Source organism: Stenotrophomonas sp. (assembly GCF_036662295.1).
Lineage (GTDB): Bacteria > Pseudomonadota > Gammaproteobacteria > Xanthomonadales > Xanthomonadaceae > Stenotrophomonas.
Map to the genome: position 1 here is coordinate 17,895 of NZ_JAVWXA010000020.1, position 11,115 is coordinate 29,009.

General features: G+C 68.5%; 10 protein-coding genes. 1 reads left to right on the plus strand and 9 read right to left on the minus strand.

The features are described 5' to 3' along the window. Positions 1-3: 3 nt before the first annotated feature. The 3 genes from frr to RSA25_RS06050 all read right to left on the minus strand — a co-directional run bounded on the left by frr (position 4) and on the right by RSA25_RS06050 (position 3,060). A complete protein-coding gene (gene frr / locus RSA25_RS06040; RefSeq protein ID WP_332808005.1) occupies positions 4-561 on the minus strand; it encodes a ribosome recycling factor in 558 nt (185 codons plus the stop codon). Positions 562-707: 146 nt separating this feature from the next. Next, complete coding sequence (pyrH, locus tag RSA25_RS06045; protein WP_332808006.1) at positions 708-1,436, minus strand: UMP kinase; 729 nt, start codon at positions 1,434-1,436, stop codon at positions 708-710. Positions 1,437-1,560: 124 nt separating this feature from the next. After that, positions 1,561-3,060: a GGDEF domain-containing protein gene (locus RSA25_RS06050; RefSeq protein WP_332808007.1), complete on the minus strand. Its 1,500-nt coding sequence runs from the start codon at positions 3,058-3,060 to the stop codon at positions 1,561-1,563. Between the two features lie 280 nt (positions 3,061-3,340). Here RSA25_RS06050 and RSA25_RS06055 point away from each other — a divergent pair, with 280 nt between their 5' ends. Beyond that, positions 3,341-4,036, plus strand: coding sequence for an AIM24 family protein (locus RSA25_RS06055; RefSeq protein ID WP_259204108.1), 696 nt, complete (start codon positions 3,341-3,343; stop codon positions 4,034-4,036). Positions 4,037-5,063: 1,027 nt separating this feature from the next. On the opposite strand, the gene tsf is transcribed toward RSA25_RS06055, so the two are convergent. The 6 genes from tsf to RSA25_RS06085 all read right to left on the minus strand — a co-directional run. After that, complete coding sequence (gene tsf / locus RSA25_RS06060) at positions 5,064-5,942, minus strand: translation elongation factor Ts (RefSeq protein ID WP_332808008.1); 879 nt, start codon at positions 5,940-5,942, stop codon at positions 5,064-5,066. 125 nt (positions 5,943-6,067) lie between these two features. Further along, entirely contained in the window at positions 6,068-6,874 is an 807-nt protein-coding gene (rpsB, locus tag RSA25_RS06065; RefSeq protein WP_332808009.1) for a 30S ribosomal protein S2, read from the minus strand. A 210-nt stretch (positions 6,875-7,084) separates the two neighbouring features. After that, complete coding sequence (locus tag RSA25_RS06070) at positions 7,085-7,792, minus strand: fimbria/pilus periplasmic chaperone (RefSeq protein ID WP_332808010.1); 708 nt, start codon at positions 7,790-7,792, stop codon at positions 7,085-7,087. Next, entirely contained in the window at positions 7,792-8,079 is a 288-nt protein-coding gene (locus RSA25_RS06075) for a hypothetical protein (protein WP_332808011.1), read from the minus strand. Before RSA25_RS06075 ends, RSA25_RS06070 begins: the two co-directional genes overlap by 1 nt. Positions 8,080-8,153: 74 nt before the next feature. Continuing rightward, on the minus strand, positions 8,154-9,203 hold the full coding sequence (locus RSA25_RS06080; protein WP_332808012.1) for a spore coat U domain-containing protein: 1,050 nt from the start codon (positions 9,201-9,203) through the stop codon (positions 8,154-8,156). Then, on the minus strand, positions 9,200-11,115 hold a 1,916-nt coding region (locus RSA25_RS06085), incomplete at its 5' end, for a fimbria/pilus outer membrane usher protein (protein ID WP_332808013.1). The genes RSA25_RS06085 and RSA25_RS06080, both read right to left, overlap by 4 nt.

Consider the following 11,115-nt stretch of genomic DNA (forward strand, 5'->3'; position numbering starts at 1 on the left):
GGCTCAGACCGCCATCAGTTCCTTTTCTTTCTCGGCCACGACGTTGTCCACGTCCTTGATCGACTTGTCGGTCAACTTCTGGATGTCGTCTTCGCCGCGCTTCTTGTCGTCTTCGCTGATCGCCTTGTCCTTGAGCAGGGTGGCGATGGCCTTGTTGGCGTCCTGGCGGATGTTGCGGATGGCGATCTTGGCGCCTTCGCCTTCCTTCTGCACCTGCTTGCCCAGCTCCTTGCGGCGCTCTTCGGTCGGCGGCGGCAGGTTGAGGCGGATCACGGTGCCGGCCACGTTCGGGGTCAGGCCGAGGTCGGAGGCGTAGATGGCCTTCTCGACGTCCTTGATCATGCCCTTGTCGAACAGGGTGATGACCAGCGAGTGGCCCTCGGACACGCTGATCGAGGCGACCTGGTTGAGCGGGGTGTCGGTGCCGTAGGCCTTGACGGTCACGCGGTCCAGCAGCGCCGGCGAGGCGCGGCCGGTGCGGATGCTGGTGAGGGTGTGCTTCAGAGCATCAACGCTCTTTGCCATGCGCGACTGCGCGTCCTGCTTGATATCGTTGAGCATCGCCCGAATCCTGGATGTAACTGGTAATCGGTCGATTATAGGCGAAATCGGGTGAATCGACCCCGCCGCCGGCGCGGTGGCATGCGCGCCGGTGTGTCGCGGGGCCAGGGTGGCGACCGGGGTCACCACCGGGCCGCCGGGGCGGTTCAGGCCACGTCGCGGCCGCGGACCAGGGTGCCGATGTTCTCGCCGTGCAGGATCTTGAGCAGCTCGCCTGGCTGGCCCATGTCGAACACGCGCAGCGGCAGGTCGCTGTCGCGGGCCAGGGCGAAGGCGGCGGTGTCCATCACTTCCAGGCCGCGACGGATCACTTCGTCATAGCTCAGGCTGTCAAAACGCACCGCGTCGGCGTACTTGTTGGGGTCCTTGTCGTACACGCCGTCGACCTTGGTGGCCTTGAGCAGCAGGTCCGCGCCGATCTCGATCGCGCGCAGCGCGGCCCCGGAATCGGTGGTGAAGAACGGGCTGCCCACGCCGGCGGCGAAGATCACCAGCCGGCCCTTTTCCAGGTGGCGGATGGCGCGGCGGCGGATGTAGTCCTCGCACACGTCGTTGATCTTGATCGCGCTCATCACCCGGGCCTTGGCGCCGAGCTTTTCCAGGGCGTCCTGCATGGCCAGCGCGTTGATCACCGTGGCCAGCATGCCCATCTGGTCGCCGGTGACCCGGTCCATGCCGCCGGCGGCCAGGCCGGCGCCGCGGAAGATGTTGCCGCCGCCGATCACCAGCGCCACTTCGGCACCGGCCTGCTGGGCTTCGATCACTTCACGGGCCAGGCGGTTGATGACCTTGGGGTCGATGCCGTAGTCCTCATCCCCCATCAGTGCCTCCCCGGAAACTTTCAGCAGGATGCGACGATAGGTGAGATTGGACATGGTGGCCTCTGGATGCGTGGAAAACGCGGGAATTCTACTGGAAGCCGGGTCACCCCGTGGAGAAAACTTGTTGCACTGCGGCGAGCCGGCCGATCGTTCCAGCCGGCCCCGCGACGCGCCCCGGTCAGGCCGGGGCGGTTCCCGGAGAGCGAGCGATGACGCGGTTGCGGCCCAGGTTCTTGGAGCGGTAAAGCACGTCGTCGGCGGCCCTCAGCAGGTCCTGAACATCGGCGAAACGCTCGTAACCGCCCTGGGTGGCCACACCGGCGGAGAAGGTCACGAACAGCGGGCCGTCGGGCACCTCGGCCATCGGCGTGTTGACGATGGTGGCCAGCACCCGGCGCACCACCTCCAGTGCGACCGGCTCGGTGGTGTTGGGCAGCAGGGCGATGAACTCCTCGCCGCCGAAACGGGCCACCGTGTCGCTGTTGCGCAGCTGTTCCTGCAGCTTGCCGGCGAAGGCGCGCAGCACCTGGTCGCCCATCAGGTGGCCGTGGGCGTCGTTGATCTTCTTGAAGTCGTCCAGGTCGATGAAGGCCACCGACAGCGGCCAGCCATGCCGGGTGGCGCGCACGAACTCCTGCTCCAGCACGGCTTCCAGCTGGCGCCGGTTGAGCACGCCGGTGAGCGCGTCGCGGTGGGCCTGCTCGGCCAGCCGGTTGGCGCGGGCCTCGAACTCGTCGGCGCGCTGCCGGGCCAGGGCGGCATCCTGCATCTCGCGCAGGTTGCGCAGCGTGGCCAGTTCCTGGGCGTGCTCGATCAGCTGCTGCACGCGCGAGGGCGAGATGAGGGTGGTCTCGAACAGGGCGCCGATGTCCGGCAGTGCCTCGCCGATGCGGGCCAGGACCTGGTCGAACTGGGCGCTGTCCAGCCCAAGGGTGTCATGGACCTGCTGCAGGGCGTGTTCGCGCGCGGCATCGGCATCGTCGCTGAGCCAGATGTCGGCGACCGCGCCGGACAGGGCCACGCAGGCCTGGAAGTTGTCTTCGGCCTGGGCCGGCGATTCGCTGCGGGCGATGCTGTCCACCAGGTAGCGCGGCAGCTCCCACTGGTCGGCCATCCAGGCACCCACCTCGGCATGGCTGGACTGCAGGTGCTCGCGCTCCAGCGCGACCAGGGCCTCGTTGTCCCTGGCCTGGCGCAGCAGCGGCAGGTAGGTGTCCGGTTGGGACTGGGCCAGCCCGAGGATGCCCAGGTCCTGCAGCAGGCCGGCCAGCATGAGTTCCTCGGCCTTGCGCAGGCCACGGGCCTGGCCGAGCAGGCTGGCGGCCAGCGCGCTGAGGATGCTGCGGCGCCAGGCGCGCTCGCGCAGGTCCTGGCCCTGGCCGGGCGCGGTCAGGCCCTGGGTGACGGTGAAGCCCAGCGCCAGGCTGACGGTGGCGTTGAGGCCGAGCATGGTCAGCGCCTGGCCGAGGTTCTCGATGCGGCGGCGGCTGGCATACAGGGGCGAGTTGGCGATGCGCAGCATGCGCGCGCTCAGCGCCATGTCGAGGGCGATGATGTCGGCGGCGGTGGTGATGTCCGCTTCCGGGTCCTGGGCCAGTTCGATGATGCGCAGGGCAATACCGGGCGGCGAGGGCAGGTTGCGGCAGAGCGCCAGGGCGGCTGTCAGCTCGGGAGGCATGGCGGGGCTATTGATGTGTTGTGGCAAGAATACATGGAGTCCGTCACAGATTTGAGCGTTGATTCTTGCCTTGGGCTTTGAATTGGCGTGGGCGCGGTGAGGTGGACGCGCCATGCGATGCAAAACCAACGGGCAGATCGCGGCGAGCGGGATCGTCGCGCCCTTGGTACCACATTCGCCCGGATTGGGGGAGGGGCGGGCGGGCCGGTGTGGCCGGGAGCGGCGTTGGCGCGCGCGTGGCGCTACCATTGCCGGCTTACCCACAAGGAAGCCGCACCACATGGCCGTCAAGACGCTGCAGGAATTTCTGTCCACGACCCAGGAAAAGGACGTCAGTGCCGATGCATTCGAGCTGGAAAGCCCGCACATGCTGGAGGTTCGCGTCGATGGGATGGTCTGGGCCAAGGCCGGTTCGATGGTGGCGCGCAAGGGCGGGGTGAAGTTCACCCGGCAGGGGCTGCTGGAGCAGGGGCTGGGCACGCTGCTGAAGAAGATGGTGAGCGGGGAAGGCCTTCAGTTGATGAAGGTGGAAGGGCAGGGGCGGGTGTACCTGGCCGACGCGGGCAAGCAGGTAACGCTGGTGCGGTTGGCGGGCGAGTCGATCTTCGTCAACGGCAATGACGTGCTGGCGTTCGAGACGGGGGTGGCGTCGAAGATCACGATGATGAAGAAGGTGGCCGGGATGCTGTCCGGCGGGCTGTTCAACGTCAAGCTGAGCGGGCACGGGATCGTGGCGATGACCTCGCACTACGAGCCGATGACGCTGCCGGTGACCGCGCAGGGCGGGCCGGTGTTCACCGATCCGAACGCGACGGTGGCCTGGTCCGGTTCGCTGGTGCCGGAGATCGTGACGGATATTTCGCTGGGGACGCTGGTGGGCCGCGGCTCGGGCGAGAGCCTGCAGATGCGCTTCGCGGGCGAGGGTTGGGTGGTGGTGCAGCCTTATGAGGAAGTGACGTTCCAGTCGAAGGGGTGAGGTTTTTTGGTGCGCTGGCGCGCGGCTTTTTGCGGCAAGGGCAAGGGCGCGAGCGACGGCAACTGCAACTGCGACTGCAACTGCAACTGCAACTGCGGCGCTGCGGTGCTGCGGGCTGGGTCGGCACGGGTGGGCTGGCGGGACACGCCGCAAGTCCCGCTCCGCGGCCCGGCCCAGCCGCTGGCGGCTGTGCGTTCAGTCGCATGCGAGGCAGTGCCTCGCAAGCCATGCGCCTTCACCCATGTGGGCTCGTCATACGCCATCCATGGCGTATGACCGGTCCCGCCAGCCCACCCGCGCCAACCCCCGACAGATTGCCGGTGCGTTGGGGTGAGCAGGAGCTGGGTGCAAGCCTTGTCGAGGCCTTGCAACAGCTTTTTGCCAAGCCTTTCGTTGCTGGGTTGCCGGGTTGAGTTGCGCGGTGTGGTTGGTTTTTTGTGAGGTTTTTGGGTTGAGGATGGGGTGGGGAATGGTGTGTGGGGGTGATGGCTGATAGTTGACGGTTGAGGCGCTTTCTCGTCCCTCCATCCAACTCTCCTCCACAACCTCCAACTTCAACCTCCAATCATCAACTTCCAATCATCAACCTCAGCCTTGAATCCCGCCGAATCCATCAGCACCCAAGGCTCAAGCAGCGCGCCGGCTGTTCAACCCATCCGTCACCAGGATTGCGTGGGGGGCTGGTGGGCTTACCCCCTGCCGGGACCGTTGGGCGCCATGGATGGCGCCCAATGAGCCCCCATGGGTGAGAGCGCATTACTTGCGAGGCACTGCCTCGCATGCGCTCGAACGCACAGCCGCCAGCGGCTGGGCCGGGCCGCGGAGCGGGGTTCACGGCGTGTCCCGGCAGGGGGTAAGCCTGCCAGCCCGCGCGGTCCAGGCGGCAGCCATGAACCTGCTTCACGCTTCACGCTCCACGCTTCATGCTTTAAAAAAAGCTTTTAAAAAAACAAACACCCACAAAAAAACCCGGCCGAAGCCGGGTTTTTTCTTTACCGCGCCAACGCCTGGGCGTCAGCGTGATGGATCAGGCCAGGCCGGCCTGCTTCATCACTTCGGCGGCGTAGTCTTCGACCACCTTCTCGATGCCTTCGCCGACGGCCAGGCGCTTGAAGCCCACCACGTCCGCGCCGGCAGCCTTCAGCACCTGCTCGACCGACTGGTTGGTGTCCAGCACGTACGGCTGGCCGTACAGGGTCACTTCGTTGACGATCTTGGCGATCTTGCCGCTGATGATCTTTTCCAGGATGTCGGCCGGCTTGGACTTGTCCTTGTCGGTCATCTTGGCCAGCTCGATTTCCTTTTCCTTCGCCACGAACTCGGCCGGCACGTCGGCCGCCTTGTTGTGCGGCGGGTTCATCGCCGCCACGTGCATCGCCAGGCCGCGGGCCAGCTCGGCGTCGCCGCCGGCCAGTTCCACCAGCACGCCGATGCGGCCGCCGTGCACGTAGGCCGCCACGTTGTTGGCCGATTCCAGGCGCACGATGCGACGCACGTCGACCTTCTCACCGACCTTGGCAATCACCGCGGCGCGCGATTCCTCGACGGTCTCGCCCGACGGCAGCTTGGCGGCCTTCAGTGCGTCGATGTCGGCAGCGCCCGAGCTCAGGGCGACCGAGGCAACGGCCTTGGAGAAGTCCAGGAAGTTGCTGTCCTTGGCGACGAAGTCGGTCTCGGAGTTGATCTCGACCAGCACGGCCTTGTTGCCGTCCTGGGCCGCCACGATGATGCCTTCGGCAGCCACGCGGTCAGCCTTCTTGTCGGCCTTGGCCAGGCCGGACTTGCGCAGCCATTCGGCCGAGGCGTCGATGTTGCCGCCGTTTTCGGTGAGTGCCTTCTTGCACTCCATCATGCCGGCGCCAGTGCGCTCGCGCAGTTCCTTGACCAGGGAAGCAGTGATTTCCACGGGATTTCCTCACGAAAGAAAGGGGTTGGGCCGGCATGGTGGCCGGCCCGTGTGACAGTGTCCTGTCGCCGCGCCATCGGCAGCGGGCAGGAACGGTGGGTGCAGGGCACCCACCGGGGCCTGGATCAGGCCTGGGCTTCGCCCTTGTCGGCGGCAGCCTTCTTGGCCGGCGCGCGGCGGGCCGGCTTGGCTTCTTCGCCAGCAGCGGCTTCGGCGAACTCTTCTTCACGCACGGTGGCGGCGTGCGGGGCGGCAGCCTTGCCTTCCAGCACGGCGTCGGCGGCGGCGCGGGCGTACAGCTGCACGGCACGGATGGCGTCGTCGTTGCCCGGGATCGCGTAATCGACCAGCTCCGGGTTGTAGTTGGTGTCGACCACGGCGATCACCGGGATGCCGAGCTTCTTGGCTTCCTTGATGGCGATGTCTTCGTGGCCGATGTCGATGACGAAGATCGCGTCCGGCAGACGGTTCATGTCCTTGATGCCGCCCAGCGAGGCTTCCAGCTTGTCGCGCTCACGGCGCAGGCCCAGCACTTCGTGCTTGACCAGCTTGTCGAACGAGCCGTCGGTTTCGCCGGCTTCCAGTTCCTTCAGGCGGGCAACCGACTGCTTCACGGTACGGAAGTTGGTCAGCGTGCCGCCCAGCCAACGCTGGTTCATGAAGGGCATGCCGCAACGCTCGGCTTCTTCACGGATCGACTCGCGGGCGCTGCGCTTGGTGCCCAGGAACAGGATGGTGCCGCGCTTCTGCGCAACGCTGGAAATGAAGTTCATCGCATCGTTGAAGAGCGGAACGGTCTTTTCCAGGTTGATGATGTGGATCTTGCCGCGGGCGCCGAAGATGTACTGGCCCATCTTGGGGTTCCAGTAACGGGTCTGGTGGCCGAAGTGGACGCCGGCTTCCAGCATCTGACGCATGGTGACCTGGGGCATTGCAATACTCCTGATAGGGAACCGGCCGCCACGGGTAATAGAGGGCGGTCCGCCGCAAGGCGGGTGGTTCCGGGGTTTGGCTTCCCTGTCGCTTCCGTGGCCGAACTCCTCGCGGAGCACCCCGGCACGGATATGGGCGGCAGGTGTGGATTCACCGGTGACGTCCGGTGTTGACGTATCGCCGCGCCGAGGCGGCAGCAATCCGGTCGATTATAGCCCGCTGCTGGCCGCCGGTGCAATCTGGGCGGGGGAGGCGGGCAGGGCGGCGGCGGCGGCATCGTCGAGCCGCGCCCAGAACCGGCCGCCCACGTAGCCGTCCGCGCGCGGGGGCAGGGTCCAGCTGCGCATGCTGTGGGGCAGGACGTAGCCGGCCAGCCCGCCGATCAGGGGCTGCGGGCGCCCGTCGGCATCGACATAGGCCAGGTCGGCCAGGTGGGCATGGCCATCGCCGTCATTGTACAGCTGCAGCCGGGGCGCGGCCGGGGTGCCGATGGCGCGCACGTGCAGCTGCGAGGCCGCCGCGCCGGGCACGGCCGGTTCGAGGAAGACGGGCAGGGAGTAGCGCACCTCGCCGGCCTTCCCATCGGGGCTGATGACCAACCGATAGCCCTGCTGGGCATCGCCGGGCGCGGCGCCCAGCCGGACCACCCGCACCCGCTGGCGCTGGCCGGGCGCGATGCTCAGCACGGCCGGGCTGACCGCCACCTCCTGGGCGGGCAGCAGGTGTTCGCGGTCCTCGGCCTGCTCCCAGCGATACAGGCGCGCCTGGCCGGTCCACGCGGTGGGGGCGGGATTGGTCAGCCACAGCTCGGCGTGCGCGGGGCCGGCCGGCACCGACACCCGGACCGGGCTGATGTCCAGGGCGGTGGCCGGCAGCGCGGTCAGCGCCGCCAGGACGGCCACGCTGGCCCGCCGCATCAATAGGTCTCCGTGACCGCGCCGGGGCGGCCGTCGCGCGGGGCCTCGGCCACCGGCGTCAACGCCGCCACCTGCGCCGGCACCGGCGCGGCGTTGTCGCTGCGCTGGCGGGCGGGCCGGCAATCGGCCGCCTGGGCGGCCTCGGGGCGGCGGCAGTCGGCCAGGATGCGGACCCCGACGCGCAGGGTCGCGCTGCCACCGGCGGGCGGGCGCGCGCTGGCCGGCGGGGGCAACAGGGAAGTGCCGAGCAGGCAGGCCAGGAGCAGAACGGTCGGTCGCGGGGGCATCGAACATCGCACGGCGGGGGATACGACCAATAGCGGCCGACATCGCCTTGGCTTGAGCGGTTCTGTGAACTAGTTCAATAGGTGATGGTGACGGTTATCACATCGTTGTAGCTGCCCTGGGCGGGGATCGCGCCGCTGGTGGGCGGGGCCCGGCCGTACACCGTCAAGGTCTGCGCCGCGCCGTTGCCGGTGCCGGCGCGGGTGTCGGTGTTGATCGTGTTGCCCCAGCGCTGCGAGCGCGCCGCATCCCGGTACAGCTCGTAGGGAATGTAGTAGGCGGTGTTGTCCGGGGCGGTGAAGCGCATCCGCCGCACCCCGCCGACCGCGTTCTGGCCATCGTTCAGGCCGATGCTGTAGGCGGTGCGGTTGATGCAGGTCAGGCCGATGGTGGAGGTGCGGTCCAGGTTGGCGGTGATCGCCCCGGCGTTGGCGCCGAAGTCCATGTCGGTGGTGACGTAGGTGCTGCACTGGGGCAGCACGTTGGCCCTGACGGTGAACGGGAAGGCGTTGTCGGCGGTCTTGTGCCCGATGACCCCGGTGGCGGTGGTGCACAGGGCCGGCGGCTGGGCGATGCCGATGATGGTTTCGTTGTAGGCGTATTCCAGGCTCACGTTGGCCGCGCCGAAGCTGCTGGCGAAGCTGCCTGCCGACAGCACCTGCGCGGCCGGCACCTGGCCGTAGATCGTGACGGTCTGGGCCCCGCTGCCGCCGGTGATCAGCGGCACGCCGTAGTTCAGGGTGACCACCACCGCAGCCGGCGAACCGCCCGGCACGCTGCCCCACACCGTGCTGCGGCCGGCGTTGCTGTAAAGCTGGAAGGCCATCGGGTCGCTGGTGGCGTTGGTCATGGTGCGGGCCGGCAGCAACGTGCTGCCGGTGCTGCCGGTGCCGATCTTCAGGCAGGCGCGCACGCTGGCGCTGCCCAGGATGCTGAGGGCGGCGGTGTTGCAGGTGATGGTGAAGCTGGTCATCGCGTTGGTCGCGGTGGCGGCCCAGTTGGTGATCGTGCCGAAGGCCAGCGCGGTGGGGGCGGTGGCGGTGCACACGGTATCGGCGCGTGCCGGGGCGAGGTGGAACAGCCACGCCAGGCCGAGCAGCAGCGCCAGTGCGCGCGCGAGGTTCATGGTGACGGCACCGGCAGGCAGCGCAGCGGGCCGATCCGGGTGGCGCCGGCCGCGGTGGGCGTCACGGCGGAGGCGATGTGCACGCGGCAGCGCCCGTCGGGCAGTTGCACCTGCAGGTCCACCGGCAGCGCCAGGTCTTCCAGGTAGGTTTCGCCGTCATAGCCCACCGCCGCCTCGCCGCCACCGGGCAGCAGCACGCGGCTGCCCACCGGCAGCGGGGTGCCGGTGGCATCGTGCAGCACCGCGCTCCAGGCACGCGTGCGGCGCAGCCCGAAATCCACGCCCAGGCCGGCGCTCTGCCGCGGGGTCACCCAGGTATCCACGCGATCGGCGCGCATGTCCGCCGGCAGGTCCAGGGTGTCGATCGAGAGCCGGTTGCGCTGCCAGGACAGCAGCGAGGTCACCAGCAGCAGGCCGTTGCGGTCGGTGCTGCCGATCAGCCGGTTCTCCAGCCGCACCGGGATGCCGGGATGGCCGTCGGTGGAGACCAAGGCGAACGCGTCGGAGACCTCGCGCGCGGCGAACACGTGCCCGCCCATCCAGACCAGGCTGCCGCTGGCGCTGGCATAGCCGTAATCGAAATCGCCCTGCCGCGAGTACCCCAGCGCGTAGCGGCCGACCTGGTTGAGCCAGCCCAGCTCGGCCAGCCCGCCGGCGCCGTCGTCGCCGCCACGGGCCTGCACGCGCCAGCCATGGCCGCCCTGGCTGCCATCGCCCGGCACCGGCTGGGAGACGTCGGCCACGTAGGTCATGCGGTCGCCGTTGCGTTGCGTGGAGAGGCTGCTCTGGCGGTTGCGGCCGAGCGCGGCGGACACCGACAGGTAGGCGCTGCGGTCCTCGCTGTCGGCCAGGTTCTGGTTGAAGGACAGGTAGGCCGACCAGCGGTCGCCGAAGCTGCGCGACCAGAACAGGCTGGCATAGCGGTTGTCCTCGCCATCGGGATAGCGCAGCCGCAGGTAGCTGGCGCTGATCGAACCGGCACCGGCCAGGTTGACCCCGACGGTGGCCTGTTCGCTGATGTCCGGCGGCAGGGTGTCCTGCAGCGCGCCCAGGTCGCGGTAGTCGCCGTGGCTGCGGCGGGTGAGCAGGTTGAGGTTGAAGTGGCGGTTGTTCCAGCTGTAGCCCAGCGCGTACTGGCCGCCGCGCAGGCCGTCCAGGCGGCTGTGCGCGTAGGCGGCGTTGAGCACGCCGGCGCCGCCGAGCAGCCACCAGCCGCCGGCGCCGCCATTGATCACCCCGCCGCCGCCTTCCAGGTGCGCTTCGGCGGTGAAGGTGTCGCTGGCACCGTAGCGCCAGGTGGCGCTGCCGATCACCGGCGATTCGTAGCCGAACGAGCGGATGCCGTAGTCGCGGCGCATCCGGCCGATGCCGGCCGACCAGTCCGACAGCCCCTTGGCCAGCAGCTGCTGGGCGCCGTAGAAGGCGAAATCCAGTGTCTGCATGCGCCCGAAGGCGTCGGTGATGACCACCTGTGCGTTGCCGGTGCCGCTGATGCCCGGTTGCGCGGCCAGCTGGAACGGGCCCACCGGCACCTCGCCGTTGTACTGGCGCAGGCCATCGACGTAGAGCTCCACGTTGGAGGGCACCACCGCCTCGCCGAGGAAGGTGGGGGTGGGGGTCAGCACGCGATACGGCTGCAGGCCATAGTTGCGGCCGACCTGCACCCCGCCCATGCGCACCGGCCGGCTCCAGTCCACAAAACCGCTGTAGAAATCACCCACGGTGAGGGTGACGGCCGAATCGGGGAAATCCAGCCGCCAGGCGGTGTCCAGGCGCACGCTTTCGCCGCGCCAGTGGCGGTCTTCGGGGTCCTGGTAGGTGCGCAGCAGCGCGCTGCTTTCCAGCACGCCCTGGCCGACCCCGAACACGCGCAGCTCGGTGGTCAGGGCCAGGTTGCCGCCGCCTTCGCTGT

Bases quoted from the DNA above. Each gene is read 5' to 3' on its own strand.
- frr (WP_332808005.1), bottom strand. From the start codon at position 561: ATGCTCAACGATATCAAGCAGGACGCGCAGTCGCGCATGGCAAAGAGC.
- pyrH (WP_332808006.1), bottom strand. From the start codon at position 1,436: ATGTCCAATCTCACCTATCGTCGCATCCTGCTGAAAGTTTCCGGGGAG.
- RSA25_RS06050 (WP_332808007.1), bottom strand. From the start codon at position 3,060: ATGCCTCCCGAGCTGACAGCCGCCCTGGCGCTCTGCCGCAACCTGCCC.
- RSA25_RS06055 (WP_259204108.1), top strand. From the start codon at position 3,341: ATGGCCGTCAAGACGCTGCAGGAATTTCTGTCCACGACCCAGGAAAAG.
- rpsB (WP_332808009.1), bottom strand. From the start codon at position 6,874: ATGCCCCAGGTCACCATGCGTCAGATGCTGGAAGCCGGCGTCCACTTC.
- RSA25_RS06070 (WP_332808010.1), bottom strand. From the start codon at position 7,792: ATGCGGCGGGCCAGCGTGGCCGTCCTGGCGGCGCTGACCGCGCTGCCG.
- RSA25_RS06075 (WP_332808011.1), bottom strand. From the start codon at position 8,079: ATGCCCCCGCGACCGACCGTTCTGCTCCTGGCCTGCCTGCTCGGCACT.
- RSA25_RS06080 (WP_332808012.1), bottom strand. From the start codon at position 9,203: ATGAACCTCGCGCGCGCACTGGCGCTGCTGCTCGGCCTGGCGTGGCTG.